Origin of the sequence: Neoluteolibacter marinus (assembly GCF_014904755.1) — a bacterium.
Classification (GTDB): domain Bacteria; phylum Verrucomicrobiota; class Verrucomicrobiia; order Verrucomicrobiales; family Akkermansiaceae; genus Haloferula; species Haloferula marina.
Map to the genome: position 1 here is coordinate 80174 of NZ_JACZFQ010000070.1, position 16500 is coordinate 96673.

14 protein-coding genes are annotated in these 16500 nt (G+C 66.0%); 6 read left to right on the top strand and 8 right to left on the bottom strand.

What is annotated here, in order from left to right; genetic code table 11:
• The first annotated feature begins 93 nt into the window (after nucleotides 1-93).
• The 5 genes from IG178_RS13670 to IG178_RS13690 all read left to right on the top strand — a co-directional run bounded on the left by IG178_RS13670 (nucleotide 94) and on the right by IG178_RS13690 (nucleotide 5415).
• A complete protein-coding gene (locus IG178_RS13670; RefSeq protein ID WP_193213119.1) occupies nucleotides 94-1137 on the top strand; it encodes an endonuclease/exonuclease/phosphatase family protein in 1044 nt (347 codons plus the stop codon).
• A gap of 199 nt (nucleotides 1138-1336) precedes the next feature.
• Nucleotides 1337-1636, top strand: coding sequence for a DUF4235 domain-containing protein (locus IG178_RS13675; protein ID WP_193213120.1), 300 nt, complete (start codon nucleotides 1337-1339; stop codon nucleotides 1634-1636).
• A gap of 5 nt (nucleotides 1637-1641) precedes the next feature.
• On the top strand, nucleotides 1642-2535 hold the full coding sequence (locus IG178_RS13680; protein ID WP_193213121.1) for a YihY/virulence factor BrkB family protein: 894 nt from the start codon (nucleotides 1642-1644) through the stop codon (nucleotides 2533-2535).
• A 161-nt stretch (nucleotides 2536-2696) separates the two neighbouring features.
• Nucleotides 2697-4229 (top strand): glucose-6-phosphate dehydrogenase, encoded by a 1533-nt coding sequence (zwf, locus tag IG178_RS13685; protein WP_193213122.1) that lies wholly within the window; start codon nucleotides 2697-2699, stop codon nucleotides 4227-4229.
• Nucleotides 4230-4329: 100 nt separating this feature from the next.
• Nucleotides 4330-5415 (top strand): glucose-6-phosphate dehydrogenase assembly protein OpcA, encoded by a 1086-nt coding sequence (locus tag IG178_RS13690; RefSeq protein WP_226895422.1) that lies wholly within the window; start codon nucleotides 4330-4332, stop codon nucleotides 5413-5415.
• A 22-nt stretch (nucleotides 5416-5437) separates the two neighbouring features.
• On the opposite strand, the gene IG178_RS13695 is transcribed toward IG178_RS13690, so the two are convergent.
• From IG178_RS13695 to IG178_RS13725, 7 genes are all read right to left on the bottom strand, one after another.
• Entirely contained in the window at nucleotides 5438-6046 is a 609-nt protein-coding gene (locus IG178_RS13695) for an RNA polymerase sigma factor (RefSeq protein ID WP_193213123.1), read from the bottom strand.
• 160 nt (nucleotides 6047-6206) lie between these two features.
• Nucleotides 6207-6815, bottom strand: a complete 609-nt coding sequence (locus tag IG178_RS13700) for a LutC/YkgG family protein (RefSeq protein WP_193213124.1) — start codon at nucleotides 6813-6815, stop codon at nucleotides 6207-6209.
• 165 nt (nucleotides 6816-6980) lie between these two features.
• The gene (locus IG178_RS13705; protein ID WP_193213125.1) at nucleotides 6981-8372 is read right to left on the bottom strand and encodes a LutB/LldF family L-lactate oxidation iron-sulfur protein; all 1392 of its coding nucleotides are present in this window, start codon (nucleotides 8370-8372) and stop codon (nucleotides 6981-6983) included.
• Nucleotides 8373-8380: 8 nt separating this feature from the next.
• Nucleotides 8381-9136 (bottom strand): (Fe-S)-binding protein, encoded by a 756-nt coding sequence (locus IG178_RS13710; protein WP_193213126.1) that lies wholly within the window; start codon nucleotides 9134-9136, stop codon nucleotides 8381-8383.
• A 127-nt stretch (nucleotides 9137-9263) separates the two neighbouring features.
• Nucleotides 9264-10490 carry a type II toxin-antitoxin system HipA family toxin gene (locus IG178_RS13715; RefSeq protein WP_193213127.1) on the bottom strand — a complete coding sequence of 409 codons (1227 nt, stop codon included), beginning with the start codon at nucleotides 10488-10490 and terminating at the stop codon, nucleotides 9264-9266.
• Between the two features lie 3 nt (nucleotides 10491-10493).
• Nucleotides 10494-10790, bottom strand: a complete 297-nt coding sequence (locus tag IG178_RS13720) for a helix-turn-helix domain-containing protein (protein WP_193213128.1) — start codon at nucleotides 10788-10790, stop codon at nucleotides 10494-10496.
• A 39-nt stretch (nucleotides 10791-10829) separates the two neighbouring features.
• Nucleotides 10830-12176, bottom strand: coding sequence for a replication-associated recombination protein A (locus tag IG178_RS13725; RefSeq protein WP_425499866.1), 1347 nt, complete (start codon nucleotides 12174-12176; stop codon nucleotides 10830-10832).
• A gap of 138 nt (nucleotides 12177-12314) precedes the next feature.
• Between IG178_RS13725 and can the strand changes: the two genes are divergently transcribed.
• Entirely contained in the window at nucleotides 12315-12908 is a 594-nt protein-coding gene (can, locus tag IG178_RS13730) for a carbonate dehydratase (RefSeq protein ID WP_193213129.1), read from the top strand.
• A 78-nt stretch (nucleotides 12909-12986) separates the two neighbouring features.
• Here can and IG178_RS13735 read toward each other — a convergent pair.
• The coding region (locus IG178_RS13735; RefSeq protein WP_193213130.1) for a beta strand repeat-containing protein at nucleotides 12987-16500 on the bottom strand (3514 nt) is incomplete at its 5' end.

A 16500-nucleotide genomic window follows, 5' to 3' on the forward strand; every position in this document is an offset into this window, starting at 1 on the left:
CAAGGACGGGTTCTCCCGGGTCAGGGCGCACTTCGCGGGCGATCGAAAGACATCGCTTGCGCCTCTTGGTGACCGGGGCTCCTGTCGGGAGTCATGCTCATTGCCCTGGAATTGCTCGCGTCGCTGGTGGTGTTAGGAACCTTCATCCCCCTGCTTCGCAAGGATACCTGGATGGTCCGGGGATGGGATTTCCCGCGGCTCCAGTTGTTCGTCCTGGGCCTCGCGACGCTCGCCGGTTGGGTCGTGGCCGGTGGCGAAACCAGACGCTTCGGGTGGCTGGTCATCGGTCTGCTCCTGGCCTCGCTCGTCGCGCTCGCGGCGTGGATGTGGCGCTACACGCCGCTCGCGCCGGCCCAGGTGGGTGCCGCGACCAAGGATTCACCGGATCTCATTCTGATGGTCAGCAATGTCCTGATGAGCAACCGGGAAAGCGACAAGCTGGTTGCTTCGGTCCGTGCGCGCATGCCCGACATCATCGTGGCGCTTGAGACCGACCAGTGGTGGACGGACCAGCTGGCTCGGCTGTCGGACACGCATCCCCATGCGGTCGAGATCCCGCAGGACGACACCTACGGGATGGTCGTCCGTTCCCGCCTGCCGCTCATCGACGCGGAGGTCGAACACATCGTCCGCGACAACATCCCGTCGGTGCATTTCGGGATCCTCCTGCCAGGAGGCGAGTTGTTGAGGATGCATGCAATCCATCCCAAGCCGCCCTTTCCCGACGAGGATGAAAGCTCGACGGACCGCGATGCCGAGCTCCTGTTGGTGGCGAAGCGGGTGAAGCCGGACCAGGAGCCCACCATCGTCCTTGGCGACATGAATGACGTCGCGTGGTCCCATACAACCTGTCTTTTCCAATCAACCAGCGGCTTGCTCGATCCCCGGATCGGCCGGGGTTTCTTCAGTACTTTCCATGCCGGGCACTGGTGGATGCGGTGGCCGCTGGATCATGTTTTTGTCTCACCGCACTTCCGGCTTCACGCCATCGAGGTGCTCGACTCCGTTGGATCGGACCATTTCCCGATGTACGTCGCGTTCACTTTCGAGCCCGGAAAGCAGGAGGAGCAATCGCAGCCCGACCCGGATGCCGCGGAGCGCCGGGAGGCGAGGCAGAAGATCGCCAAGGTCAGCTGATCCGGAGCCTGCGAGCTGGAAGCGATCCGTGCAGCATGCAGTCCCGGAGTGCGAAAGTCGCAACGTCGGGACTTCGTGGGTACCCCGCTATCCCTTGGCTGAGGGGGCGGCATGGCTGGCACCGATCCTGCGAGAAGGGGAGGGGAAGGGGATTTCGCGGTCCGCACAGGCCCGGATCCCACCGCTTCCCCAAGCTCTCATGAACACTTCTCCCAAGGCCCTAGGACTCATTGCCGCAGGATTCATCGCCCCGGCCATCGCCGCCCGGCTGTCGCGCTCGGTGGCCGGCGCCGGCTACCACGCGATCACCCACGTCGAACCGCCGAAAAATCCGGCTCATCCCCGGGTCGGGTGGCAGGAGGCGATCGTCTGGACCGTCTTCTCCGGCGCGGTGGGCGGCCTCGCCCGGCTTGCCGTCCGGCGCTGGATGGCGGGCACGATCATCCCGGCCGAGGGCTACGACCTCGAGGAGCGGGTCCAAGAGCGGCTCGAGGGCTGAACCGGATGTCACTTGTTGCTTCCAGACCGAAACCGCGGGCCGTTGATGTGATCAAGGCGGCCTCGAAGGCGTGGTCGGAAGATCACGCGATGCGGCTGAGTGCGGCCTTGGCCTACTACTCGGTGTTTTCGATCGGCCCGATCCTCATCATCGCGATTTCCATCGCCGGGACCATGTTCGGGGAGGATGCCGCCCGCGGGGCCATCGAAGCCCAGTTGTCCGGGGCCATGGGGCAGGACGCGGCCTCCGCGTTGCAGGGGATGATCGAGGGCGCCCGGGACAGCGGCAAGAACGGGGTCATGGCGGTTGTGGGTTTTGCGATCCTGATCTTCAGCGCCTCCGGCCTCTTCACGCAGCTCAAGGACGCCCTGAACACGGTGTGGAGGATAACTCCCGCCACCGATGGAGGTGTGACGGGCTTCCTCCGGAAACGCGCGATGGCCATCTCGATGGTGCTGGTCTTCGGATTCCTGCTGCTCGTCTCGCTGGTGCTGTCGGCGATGGTTTCCGGTCTGACGCGCTACCTCGAGCATTTGCTGCCGGTTCCCGGCGTGATCTGGCAATTCGCGAGCTTCCTGATCTCGATGGTCGTCGTCACCTCGCTGTTCGCGATGATCTTCAAGATCCTCCCCGACGCCAAGGTCGAGTGGCGCGACGTGTGGACTGGATCGATCCTGACCGCCGCCTTGTTTTCGATCGGCCAGCTCCTGCTCGGGCTTTACCTCGGGCGTCAGGAAACCGCCTCGACCTACGGGGTGGCCGGGGCATTGGTGCTGCTCCTCAGCTGGGTGTATTATTCGGCGAACATCCTGCTGTTCGGTGCGGAATTCACCCGGGCCAGCGCTCGCTTGCGGGGTCGCCGGATCGAGCCTGCCCGCGGTGCCCGGCGGGTGGTTTGAACCGGTCTCCGGGGCTACCGAAGCCGGGCAGGGTGGCGGAATCATCCGGGTAACGCTGTTGCCAAACCGGCACCAATCACCCGGTTGATGCCCGGCGTGACGAGATTTCATACCCATTTCGCTTTCCCAGCGCGGGAGTTTAGGCGACATCGGCGGTGCCCATGACGAATCCATTTCGTGAAGACCTTGTGTCCCGCTCGCGCCCGGAGCCCTGCACCGTGGTGATCTTCGGTGCGACCGGAGATTTGACCCACCGCAAGCTGGTCCCCGCGATCTACAACCTCGCCGTCGACGGCGAGCTGCCGCCGGGGGTGAAAATCCTCGGTTTCGCCCGCCGGAGCAAAAGCGACGAGGAATTCCGCAAGGGCTTGGAAGAGCTGAACCGCAAGGTGTCACGCTCCGGTCACGACGATGCGATCTGGGAGAAGTTCGAGGAAAGCATCCACTATCATGAGAGCGAGTTCACCGACGCGGACGGCTACAAGCGCCTCGCGGACCGGCTGGATGAGATCGACCGCGAGCGCGGCGGGAAGGGCAACCGTCTGTTCTACATTGCGAGTGCGCCGGAATTCTTCGACGACATTCTCGAGCAATTGAAGGCCGCCGGCCTCAACCAGGCGAAGGACGGCTGCTGGGCGCGGGTGATCGTGGAAAAGCCCTTCGGCACCGATCTCAAGACCGCCCAGCACCTCAACGAAGTGGTGAACCGGACCTTCCAGGAGAAGGACACCTACCGGATCGACCACTACCTCGGCAAGGAGACCGCCCAGAACCTGATGGTGCTGCGCTTCGCCAACGCGATCTTCGAGCCGCTCTGGAACAACCGCTACATTTCCCACGTCCAGATCACCTGCGCCGAAAACCTCGGCATGGAAGGGGGACGCGGCGGCTACTACGACAAGTCCGGCGCGCTGCGCGACATGGTGCAGAACCACCTGCTGCAGCTGTTGAGCCTGGTGGCGATGGAGCCGCCGACCGACCTCAGTGCCGACGGCGTGCGCGACGAGAAGGTAAAAGTCATCCGCTCGCTGAAGCAGTGGGACACGCCGGAAAAGGTCGCCCAGAACGTCATCCGGGCCCAGTACCAGGCCGGCCACGTCGATGGCAAGCCGGTCCCCGGCTACCGCGAGGAAGACCGGGTCGATCCCGAGAGCATGACCGAGGCTTACGTTGCCGTGCGGCTGATGATCGACACCTGGCGCTGGAGCGGGGTGCCGTTTTACATCCGCATGGGCAAGCAGTTGCCGAAGAAGGCGACCGAGATTTCGGTGCACTTCAAGGACGCGCCCTGCGTGCTTTTCAACGCCCTGCCCGGTGGCGTCCCGGGCGCCAACGTGCTGGTGATCCGGATCCAGCCGGACGAGGGGATTTCGCTGCGGATGAACTCCAAGATCCCGGGCACCAGCCTGCGCCTGGAGCCGGTGAAGATGGATTTCCACTACGCGACCAGCTTCGGCAAGGGCAGCCCGGAGGCCTACGAGCGGCTCTTGCTCGATGCCATGGCCGGCGATGCGACCTTGTTCGCCCGCCGCGACGAGGTCGAGGAGGCCTGGCGCTTCATCGACCACATCGAGCACGCCTGGCACCAGAGCAAGACGCCGCCGCCGATGGCCGGCTATGTCGCCGGCAGCTGGGGGCCGAAGGAAGCCGACGAGCTGTTGCAGCGGGACGGCCACACCTGGCGGAGGCTGTAAAAAGCAGATGGAAGGTCGTGGATGGAAGATGGCAGATTGAGAATCACCTGTCTTTCGTCACCGGTCTGACATCCAGAATCCACCATCCATCCTCTTTTCAATGACATCTCTTTCCATTCACCCTGAACTCGGCATGGAGGTGCCGATCGGCTCCATCGACAAGGAGCTGCGCAAGCTGTGGGAACAGGACGATGCGCGGACCAACGCGTCGTTGATGAACTTCGCGGTTTATTCGGAGGCGCCCGGCGCGCTGGAGAAGAACTCGCGGGCGATCCAGACGCTGACCGCGGAGCACGCCTGCCGGGCCCTGCTGATCGGCATCGACCGCGACGCTCCCGAGGCCTCGATCCGCGCCTGGATCACCGCCCACTGCCACCTTTCGCACGGCAAGAAGTCGGTGTGCTGCGAGCAGATCTCCTTTGCCCTCACCGGCAAGGCCACCGGCCGCCTGCGCAACACGGTGTTCGCGCACCTGGCCTCCGACCTGCCTCTGATCTTCTGGTGGCAGGGCGAATTGTCGCCGATCTTCGAGGACCGGCTCTACAGCCTGGTGGACCGCTTCGTTTTCGACAGCTCCGAGTGGGCGGACCCGGCAGGGTCGTTCGGGAAGCTGGTCGATGCCATTTCCGGTGCCACCCGCGACCTGGTGGTCCAGGATCTGGCATGGACGCGGAGCTTCCAGTTCCGGGTCTCGGTGGCCGCCTTGTTTGACGATCCACTGGTGCTGGCCGCCTTGCCGGAGATCGACTCGGTCAGAATCGTCCATCACCCCGACCACCGCGGCTCCGCCTTGCAAATGCTGGCCTGGCTCGCGGTGCAGGGACAGTGGCGTGACGGGATGGAACTCGACCTGGCGGTGGCGAGGAAGAGCGGCAACAAGGAGGGCTTCTCCTTCGAAAGCCAGGGCGGCAAGGCGATCTCCGCGGAGCTCGTTTCCGATCCGGAGTCGGCGCCGCTGGGGCTCGTCGAATTGAGCGGTGGCGGGGTCACCGTGGCGGTTTCGCGCGAAGCGGGGGCGACTCACCTGATGCGGACGATCGAAGCCGCCGGACATGTCGTCGAGGCACCGGGACCGGTGGATCCGGACGATCCCGCGGGTCTGATCGGCGAACAGCTCGCCCGCGGTGGGAAGAACTCGTTGTTCCAGAAAATCTTGCCAAGATTCCGGCAGTTTCTGGAGCGCTGAGCGGGTGGCCGGGTGAAAACGCTCACTCGGCCATGTAACCGGCGAGGCGCTCACGCAGCGTGGTGCGGGCGCGGAATAGCAGGCTCTTGACGGAGGATACCGAGGTTTTCAGCACCACGGCGATCTCCTCGTAGGGCAGCGACTCGTAGCTGTAGAGGATGACTGCGGTGCGCTGGGCCTCGGGCAGGGTGGCGATGGCCCGGTCGATCTGCTCGTGCATTTCGAGCTTCAAAGCTTCCTCGCGGGGTTCGAGGCGGGCCTCGGCGGCCATCTGGAAGCCGCTGTCCTCCTCGCGCTCGTCGGTCGAGACCTCCTTGCGGCGCGAACGTCGGCGGCTCTCGTTGTAGACGAGATTGCGGGTGATGGTGAACAGGTAGGTGGTGAACTTGGCGTCCGGCCGCCAGCGCTTGGCGTGTTTCCAGACCCGCAGGAAGGCAAGCTGGGCGATGTCCTCGGCCTCGGCCGGATCGTTGAGCATGCGTGCCACCGTTCCGACCACCGCGTTCTGGTGGCGCTCGACCAATTCGCGGAACGCCCGCTCGTCGCCCTCGGCAATGCGGTGCATCAACGCCACGTCAATGGCGTCCTCGCCACCGTTGTCGGTTGCTTGGATCGGGCGGGACGAAGGCATGAGGTGCGTCGGAAAAGTCAGTGCGGCGTTCATGCTCACCGGGAAGAACCACGGACCGGGCATGAAGTTGCGGATGGCTCCTTGTAGAGCACCGTCCGCCCGGAAACACCACCGATGTGGAGATTTGCCGGTAGGATGACGCGAAATCCCCGGCTGCCATTCAGATGAAAATCGCGACCTGCTCGCCGGGGCCGTGGACGCCCTCGATCAGGATGCCTTCGACGTCGGCGGTCTTCGACGGGCCGGTGGCCCAGAGGACATTGCGGCTCGGGCCGAGGGCGGCGATCGCGTCCGGCACGCTGCGGTGGATTTCGTCCTCGCGCAGGGCGGCGACGTGGACCCACGGCGAAAGCGCGGCCAGGCGGTCGGAGGTCAGGGCATCGTCGAGGATCAGGCTGCCGGTCTCCGCGATTGCCCCGCTGGCGCGGGTGATGCCGAACTGATAGTCCTCGTAGCGGCTGCGGTCGTAAACGGTCTCCACCGTGAGGCCGTGGCTTGCCAGGGTGTTGCCGATGGCGTCCATCAGGGCGGGGTCGCAGTAGCCGCGGGTGAGGCCGGCCTGCTGGAGGAAACCGGCGAGTTCGGCCGGGCTGCCGATCCGATTGCCGCCGGCGGCGGTGAGGTTGCGGGTGAAGGCCTCGGTGAGGGTGCCGGCGAGGCGGGGTGCCGAGTTCAGGACCGCGGGATCGTAGTCCGGGTAGGCGGCCTTGTCCTTCACCCCCTCGAGGGCGGAGCGGACCTTGGAAAAGATGCGGTCGCGGGAAGTCATGGAAGTAGCGCAACTTTGCAAGTTGCGGATGGGTCGGGGTCGACTGTTAGGAAGCTTTGGAGGATCGGATGCGGCTTGTGGTGAGGCTGGTCCGCGAGTTCTTTGGTGGGATGCGAGTGGCGGGGTGGGCCGGGAGTGTGCACGCACGCAACTTGCAAAGTTGCGCTACTTTTTGCGGTCCTTGAGCCACTTGCGGAAGTCGCCGCCGTGCCACTCGGGCAGGGTGCGCTGGCCGAGCCACTCCTGCAGCGGTTTGACCGGGGCGACCTCGATCGGCAGGTGGTTCATCGCCTTGCTCATGGTCATGGCGGTGCGCCACAGCGAGGGCGAGGTGGCGAGGGTGGCGAAAGGGCTCATCGGCACGTCGCCGGGCTGGGGGATGTGCTCCTGCTTGGCCTTGTTGCGCAGCCGCAGCAGCAGGTCCGGGATCGGGATGTCGACCGGGCAGACCTCGTTGCAGGCGCCGCAGAGTGAGGAGGCCTTCGGCAGGTCGGCGAGATCGGGGAACTGGTCGCCGAAGAGCAGCGGCGAGAGCACCGCGCCGACCGGCCCGCCGTAGGTGGCGCGGTAGGCGTGGCCGGAGGCCTGGCGGTAGACCGGGCAGACATTCTGGCAGGCCGAGCAGCGGATGCAGCGCAGGATCTCGCGGCAGTTCGACTCGAGCACGTCGCTGCGGCCGTTGTTCATCAGCACGACGTGCATTTCCTCCGGTCCCGAGGGCTGGCTGTCGTCCTTCGGGCCGGAGATGAACTCGGTGTAGACGGTTAGCTGCTGGCCGGTGGCGGAGCGGCCCAACAGGTTGAGGAAGACCCCGAGGTCGCGGTCGGTGGGGACGATCTTCTCGATCCCGACCAGGGCGATGTGGACGCGGGACGGCGCCATGCCGAAGCGCGAGTTGCCCTCGTTGGTCACCAGCACGATGCGGCCGCTCTCGGCGGAGATGAAGTTGCCGCCGGTGATCACCGCCTGGGCCTGCATGTATTTCTCGCGCAGGAAGACGCGGGCGCGGCGGGTGATGGTTTCTGGGTCGTCGTTGTAGTCGGCGGCGATGCCCTCGCGCTGGAAGGTGCGCGCGATCTCGCGGCGGTTCTTGTGGATGATCGGCCGGACGATGTGCGAGGGCACGTCGTCGTCGAGCTGGATGATGAACTCGCCGAGGTCCGACTCGAGGCACTCGATCCCGTTCTCTGTTAGATAGGGGTTGAGGTGGATCTCCTCCGACGCCATCGACTTCGATTTCGTCAGGCGGGTGATCTCTCGCTCCTGGAGGATCTTGAGGACCGTCTCCTTCGCCTCGTCGCCGCTGTCGGCGAAGTGGACCTGCACGCCGTTGCGCTTCAGCGAGCTTTCGGCCTGCTCAAGGTAGCGGTCGAGGTGGTGGAGGGTGTGGTCCTTGATCGCGCCGGCAAGTTTGCGCAGGGCGTTGGGATCCTCATAGTCCTGGTGGAGGATCGAGTAGCGTTTCTCGGTGCTGGCCGCGGAGCCGGTGATGACCGAGGTCTGCTTCTCGTCGGAGATTTCCCGGGCGTAGGTGTCGATGAGCTGGTGGTCGATCATGGCCGGGGTCAGGCGAGGGTGTCGCGGAGGATCTGGATGGCGTGCTTGTGCTCGAGCGGCCGGCCCTGCACCCGCGCGAGGCCGGTGATATGCATCAGGCAGGACATGTCGCCGCTGACCAGGATGTCGGGCTGCGACTCGAGGATGTGGTCGAGTTTCAGCGAGCCCATCCGGCCGGAGATGTGCGGGAAGGTGACCGAGAATGTACCGCCGAAGCCGCAGCACTGTTCGCTCTGGCCGAAGGGGATGACCTCGGCCCGGCCGATCGAGGAAAGCAGCCCGATGATCGCTTCGCCCGAGTTGGTGCCGCGGCTGTGGCAGGAGCGGTGGAAGGCGAGGCGGGTGGGCTTGTCGAAGGAGCCCTTCCACTCGCGGATGCCGAGGCCGTTGACGATGAAGTCGCAGACCTCCCAGGTCCGCTTGGCCAGGGAGTCGACCGAGGCGTCCGGGCATTCCTCGAACTGGAGCGGGTTGCCGTGGAAGTTCATGGCGGCGCAAGAACCGCTGGGGACGATGACCGGCAGCTCGCCGGCGAAGACCCCGGCGGTGTGGCGGGCGACCTTGCGCGATGCATTCCAGTCACCCGAGTTGAAGGCCGGCTGGCCGCAGCAGGTCTGGTTCTCGGGGAAGATCACCTCGACGCCGAGATGCTCGAGCACCTCGACCGTCGCGCGGGCGACGTCATCGTAAAAGGCATCACACAGGCAGGTGCCCATGAGGAGGACTTTCTTGCCTGTCGGGCGGGCTTGGGTTGCAGCAGCCATCGGGTTCAGAGATAGGAAGGAACGGCTTCAGGTCGAGCGTGGATGTCCGCGATGAAACGATTGGATGTGGTTTCGGATCAAAGCGGTATGGGTTTCCATTTGGCGGGAAGTTTTTCAGTGGTGTGCATCACCAGCGGCTGGCGGGAAACTCGCCCTGCAGCCATTCCGCGTGGGCCGGGGGAATGCCGGCTGCGGAAGCAAATTCGGGCCAGCGGCGGATGACCTCGAGCACACGGTCGATCTTGTCGTCGATCCGCCGGATCGACTGGCCGCGTCCCAATTGCCGGAAATCATCGGGCCCAATGCCGGTGAGGCGGCCGTTGACCCCGGCGGCGCGGAGGTTCGAGGCCAGGGGATTGCTGGTGAAGGTCAGGTCATAGGCGGGCGTCGGCCGCCATTGGCCTCCGGTGTCCATGAGAAAGGCGTGGTTGCGGCCGTGGTCGTCGTCGTTGCCGACCGCCACGTTGAACAGCGCACGGAGGAAGAATTCCTCCACCGCCGTTTCGCTGAGGCAGAGGGTGCGGGCGAAGTCCAGCAGATCGCGGTAGTCGAGGCCGTCGCGCGGCGCGCTGTGGGTCAGGCCGGACCAGGTGTGGATGTGATACCGCTGGCCACCGTCGCGATCGAAACGGCGGCTGAGGAAGTGGACGCGGCCCCGCGAATCGGGAAGCAGGCGGGTTTCCGGCACCTCGATCCCGGCGGCGGCGGCCATCAGGTGGCAGGCGTGCTCCTCGCGGGTGTCGGCGCGCTCGGCATCGATCTGGAATTTGATCAACCAGGGCGACGATCCTTGCGGTGGGTCACCGCCCCCTGGCCACAGCTTCGCGAAATCGGCCGAGAGGTGGACCAGCGCCTTGGGCTGCGCGCCCCCGGCCGTCATCCCGGAGCGGATGAGCTGGGGCAGGGCGGCCGACGATTCTCCTTCAAAGACCTGGCGTGCGGAATCGACCAGGTCGGCGACCTCGATCGAGATCTGCGAACGGAAGTCGGGAGGGGCTTCGTCGGGTTCGTAACCGAGGGCGCCGATGCCGTAGTCGCCCTGGGCGGCGAGCTTCTGGAGGGCCCCGACGCGGTTCCAGGGGATGCCCTTCTCGTCAAAAAAGCGCCGCAGGAGCTGGGTGCCCCACCAGTCGGGCATCGAGTCCTCGAAGAGTCCGAACAAGGAGCTGAAGTTCGGCGTCGGCGTGGCCAGCGAACCGCGGGAGTCGGCAGGCAGGTAGATCGGCGAGAGCTCGAGCCGGCGGCTGCTCCAGGCGGCGTCGTACTCGAAGTAGACCCGGTGATCCGGGGCTTCGAAGAGCTGGCCGATGAGCGGCCGGTCCGGCGCACCCAGATAGCGGACGGTGAGTTTCATGGCTCAGGGGCGGCGTGTGGCCCGCTCGACCTCCGCGATGCTCGAATAGGCCGGGGTGCTGGCGAAGAGTTCGCGCAACTCGCCGTCGAGATTGAGGATCACGGCGACCTGGGCGAGGCGCTGGAGCGAGCCCTTGCCTTCGCGTTCGAGCAACTTGAGGGTGGAGAGTGACAGGCCGGAACGTTCCGCCAGCTCCGCCTGGGTCCAGCCGCGGGCCTTGCGGTGGGTGCGGATCCGCTGCCCGATCTGCTGGATCAGGTAGTTCGGATTCCGAAGCTGAAAGGGCGGTATTTTGTTCATTTGGCTCAAAATAGGCCGTAATGGCTAAAATACCAGCTATTATTGGGGTTCGCTTTTCGCGCGTTGGCGAAGGTATTCCATGCGCTCCTTGATGCGCTTCTCGAGGCCGTTCTCGCCGGGATGGTAGTAGACGCGGCCCTCGGGCAGGTAGGCCTGGGGGACGTAGCCGCCCTCGTAGTCGTGGGAGTAGAGGTAGCGCATCTTTTCCTCCTCGGTACCGCTGGCGGCGGCGAGCTTCTTGCGGGTCTTGGTGCGCAGGTGCTCCGGCACGGCGAGGGTGCGGCCCTTTTCGATGTCGGCCATGGCGGCGTTGATGCCGGCGTAGGCGGTGTTCGATTTCGGTGCGGTGGCGAGGTAGACGGTGGCGTGGGCGAGCGGGATGCGGCCTTCGGGCATGCCGACGAACTCGAAGGCCTGCTGGGCATCCATCGCGACACGGAGGGCGTTCGAGTCGGCCAGTCCGATGTCCTCGCTGGCGGAAATGACCAGCCGCCGGGCGATAAAGCGCGGGTCCTCTCCGGCGTGGAGCATTTTTGCCAGCCAGTAGAGGGCCGCGTCGGGGTCGGAGCCGCGGATCGATTTGATGAAGGCCGAGGCGGTATCGTAGTGGGCGTCGCCGTCGGCGTCGTAGACGATCGCCTTGCGCTGGATCGACTCCTCCGCGACCGCGAGGGTGAGGTGGATGGTGTCGCCGTCCGGAGGCGTGGTGAGAATGGCGAGCTCCAGGGAGGTGAGGGCCTTGCGGACGTCGCCGTCGGACATCACGGCGAGGTGCTGGATGGCCTCGGGGTCGGTCTGGATGTCGAGTTTCCCGAAACCGCGTTCGGGATCGCTGAGGGCACGCTCGAGGACGGGTAGCAGGTCTTCGGTGGCCACCGACTCGAGCTGGAAGATCTGCGAGCGGGAGACCAGCGGCGAGTTGACGTAGAAGTAAGGATTGTGGGTGGTCGCGCCGATGAAGCGTACGGTGCCGCGCTCGATGTGCGGCAGCAGGACGTCCTGCTGGGCCTTGTTGAAGCGGTGGATCTCGTCGATGAAGAGGATCGTCGTCTCGTTCCGCAGGTCGCGCCAGGTGCGGGCCTGGTCGATCTTGGCGCGGATTTCGGCGACGTTGGACTCGACGCCGTTCAGGGCCTCAAAGCGCGAGCCGGTCGAGCGGGCGATCACGCTGGCGAGGGTGGTTTTGCCGGTGCCCGGCGGGCCGTAGAAGATCAGCGAGGCGAAGCGGTCGGCCTCGATCGCCCGGCGTAGCAGCTTGCCCTCGCCGAGGATGTGTTTCTGCCCGGCGATTTCCTCCAGCGTCCTGGGCCGCATGCGCGAGGCCAGCGGCTCGCCGCTGTGGTCGGGCTCGCCGGTGGTGGCTGGAGGATCGAAGAGATCGGACACGCGGCGAGGGTGCCGTTCCCGGTCTCAAGTTCCAAGTGCCAAGAGGCGAGGAGAGAGAGGTGGCGGGAAAGATCGGCCTCGCGCGAAGACGCGTGTGGAGATCGACAAGCGGGGGGCGCCCGGGTTTGATCGCCGCCGATGGACTCGCTTACGAACCTGCTCGAAAACAACCGTGCCTGGGCGGATGCCCAGATTGCCCAGGATCCCCAGTTCTTTGCCCGGCTGGTGAACCAGCAGACGCCGGAGTACCTCTGGATCGGCTGTTCCGACAGCCGCGTCCCGGCCAACCAGATCACCGGCCTGGCACCGGGCGAGGTGTTCGTTCATCGCAACGTGGCAAACGTGGTGGTGCAGACCGATTTCAACCTGCTGTCGGTGCTGCAGTTCGCGGTCGATGTTCTCAAGGTGAAGCACGTGATCGTCTGCGGCCACTACGGCTGCGGCGGGGTGCGGGCGGCGCTGGAGAACCAGCGGCACGGCATCGTTGATAACTGGCTGCGCCACATCCGGACCACCGCCCGGCTTTCGGGATCCGAGCTGGAGGGCATGGAGCACGAGAACGCGGTCAACCGCCTGTGCGAGCTCAACGTGCTGGCGAATGCCCAGAACCTGTCGCGGACCACGATCGTCGAGGACGCCTGGCGGCGCGGGCAAGCGCTGGAGATCCACAGCTGGATCTACCGCCTCGACACCGGCCGGATCAGCGTGCTTGGGCCGTCGATCACCGGTTGAGCGGGGCAGGGAGACGAAGAAGGGCCGGGAGAGTGATCCCCCGGCCCTTTACCCTAATATTACCCTGGAAAATCCCGGTCAGGGGGCTTCGGTGACGGAGGCGTTGAGGAAGCCCTTCGGCCCGCGCGGGATGCCACCGCCGATCGCGCCGTTGAGGCGGAAGCTGCGGTAGGTCCAGTCCCCGCTGCTCAGGCCCGGCATGCCGGCGGAGCTTCCGGCGATCTCGGTGACCCCTTGGTCGGGGGTGACCAGGTCGTTGGTGCCGCTGATGGTGTAGACGATCTTGTCGATGGTGGCCGACAGCGCCGGCGAACCCGCGAAGACCGCACCGGTGCGGACCGGCAGGGTGAGGACGAGGGCCTGGTCGGCACCCACCGTTTCGATGCTGCCACGGACCTTGCCCGAGGCAGCGCCGGAGGCCGGATCGCCGTCGACGGCGAATTCCTCGAAGTTGGTCATGCCATCCTTGTCCGGATCAGCACCCTTTTCGGCGTCCGGTCCGGTGAGGGACGGGAACAGGGCGATCCAGGCGTTGAAGGGATCGGCCACGACGTTGAGGATGCCATCGCCGGTGATGAGCGCGGTGGTGTGGGTGGCGCCCGATCCGATCCGGCCCCAGGTGCCCTCCGCCTGTTCCACGCCGTCGATGAAGAAGCCGCCGACGGTGTCGGTGTCGGCGTGGTTCAGGTTGAGCGTGGCACCGTTGGTGATCTCGACGACGGCCTGGTCGTCGAGGGTGGCCGCGGGCAGGCTGAGGGTTCCGGCATCGACGATGGTGTCGCCGGTGTAGCTCGAGGCGACGGTGAGGGTCGTCGTGCCGGCACCCGCCTTGATCAGCGAGCCGGTGCCACCGACGGGACCGTTGAGCGTGATGTCGAAGGGCGTGCCTCCGGCGTTCGCGGCCTTGATCGTCGGCACGTCGGAGAGGGTCACGGGGAGGCTGGTCGACCAGCTGGCGCCGGCGCCAAGGACGCCGCTGCCGGTCAGGATCACCGAGCCGGCGTCATTGGCGGATCCATCGGCAATGCCGCCGGCGCCGACGTAGAGCTCGCCGACATCGGCGAGGCGGACGCGGTGGGTGCCGCCGTTGGTTCCCTGGCCGAGCGTGATCTTCTCAACCGTGGCGATGCCGATGCCGCGCACGATGAAGGTGGCGTTGCCGACCGACGGTCCGCCGAGCTGGATGCCGGTGGTGGCTTCCGTGCTGGAGAAGGTCCCGCCGTTGATGTCGAGGACCGACCAGCGGCCGCCGTTGTTGAGGCCGACGTTCACCACCCCGGCGACAGCGAGCGAGCCGTTCTCGACCCGCGTGCTCGCGGACGAGTTGGTGCCGTTGCTGGCGGTGCCGATGTTCAGGTTGCCGGCCAGGGTCACGGCGCAACCGTCGACGATGAGCCCGTCATTGAGCGATCCGGCGAGCGGCTCGGCGCTGTAGTTGAGTCCGGTGCGGCCCAGGGTCACAGAGTTCGCGGTGGCGCTGATGCCCTGGAGCAGGATGTGGTTGGCCTGGACCCGGTTGGACGAGGCGAACATGTCGCCGCCGACGACCAGGGTGCCGTCATACTGGTTGAACAAGGCACCGCCGGTGGCGGTGTTGGCGACATCGATGTTGCCGGTCGAAGTGACGCTGCCCCCGAACTGGTTGAAGGTGCCGCCCTCGGTGACGGTGAGGAACAAGGTGTCGAGGACCCCGCCGTTCAGGTCGAGCGGTCCGTTCGAGACCGTGGTCCCGCCGGTGTGGGTGAGGTTCCCGTTCACCGTCAGGGCGCCGGTGCCGACCTTGGCGAAGCTGCCCGTGCCGCTGATGTTGCCGCTGTAGGCGGTGGGCTCGTTGTTCGCGCCGACGGTGAGGGCCACCGGCAGCGTGTCGGCGTTCTCGAGCACCAGGTCCTTGCCGGTCCCGAAGCCGTCGGAGAGGCCGCCGAGGGTGGCATTGGCCAGCAGGTCGAAGTCGAGCGTGCCGGCGCCGTCGTATTCGACGGTGCTGCCCTGGAGGGCGAGCGGATCGCCGAGGACGATCGAGCCGCCGGTGATCGAGGTCGGGCCGGTGAAGGTGTTCGGCACGCCGAGGAAGATGTTGCCGCTGCCGGCCTTCTCGAGGCCGCCGACGCCGCTGATCACATTGCCGAAGACCGGGTCATCGGAGCGGTCGATGCGGAGCTGGCTGAAGAAGCCGCTGAGCTCGATGTTCCCGCCCACCGATCCGGTCGTGCCGCCGTTGCCGAGGCTGAGGATCCCGTCGGCAACGGTGACGTTTCCGGCGAAGGTGGTGTCGGCGGCGAGGGTCAGGGTGCCGAGGCCGTCCTTGGTGAAGGCGGCGAGCCCGGTGAACCCGAAGTCGTTCGCCAGGGTGACGTCATCGCCCATGGAGAAGGTCACCGGGTTGTCGCCGAAGGTAATGGTGCGGTTGCTGATGTCCTCGGTGTTGCCGGCCGACCAGACCAGCGACGCGTTGTCGAGGGTCAGGTTGCCCGCTCCGAGCGATCCGCTGGCGAAGGTCAGGATGCCGTTGCTGAAGGACACGTCACCGAGGAAGGTGTTGCTGCCGCCGAGGGTGAGGTCGCCCACCAGCGACTTGGTGATCCCGCCGCTGCCGGAGATATCGCCGAGCAATCCGAGCGAGTCGGTCTCGTTGGCCATGGTGACGGTGAGCGGATCGGCCAGCACCAGGTCGGTGGTGACCACGTGATTGCCGCTCAGGACGTTCGCCTGGGCGTTTCCGCTGCTGGCGTCCAGGGTCAGGGTCGAGGCTCCGGCGATGGTGTAGGCGCTCGCGTTGTTGAAGTTGAGGCTGCCGACGGTCTGGTTGGCATCCAGCGTGACGGTCTGGGGTCCGGTGATGGCGGAGGTGAAGTCGGCATTGACGCCGGTGCCGTTCGGCACGCCGTTGAGCCAGTTGGCGGCATTGGTCCAGGTGCCCGGGCCATCGACGTTCCAGATCGACGGGGGAGTCCCGGCGATTGTCAGGGTGATGAAGTTGCCGCTGACGCCGAAGGTGTAGGTGTTGCCGGCCTGCTTGCTGTCGGCGGTCACCTCGAACAGGTCGTCGGCCGCACCGGCGAAGGGGGCGGGCAGTTCAATCAGGTTGTAGGTGCCGAGCGTGGTCCATTTCGCGGTCGAGTTCTCAAGCCGCAGGTCGACGAGGATCGGGTTGCCAAGCGACGCGGACGAAGTCAGGCCGGAGGCGACGATCTTGTCATGGGTCGTGGTGTTGATGAACTCGGCGAGGATGGTCGATCCGCCCGCCAGGCTGAGGGCACCGGTGGTGAGGGTGCCGACGGAGGAGGTGGTGGTGGTGAGGGAACCGGGTTTGACGTTGGCACCCGAGGCGATGGAAACCGGACCGGCGATGATCCCCGCGCCGCCGAGGTTGCCGCCGTTGACGGTCACGGAACCGCCCGAGGTGGCACTTCCGGAAACGTTGGCCACGGAAAGCGTGCCGGAGTTCACGATGGTGTTGCCGCCGTAACTGTTGGCGTTGCCGAGGCGGGTGACGCCGGCGCCGCCGACTTCCAGGCTGCCGGCTCCGCTGATGACGCCGGTGACGGTGTGGGCATCGGTGGCGGTGGCCGAGCTGAAGGTGGCGGTCAGG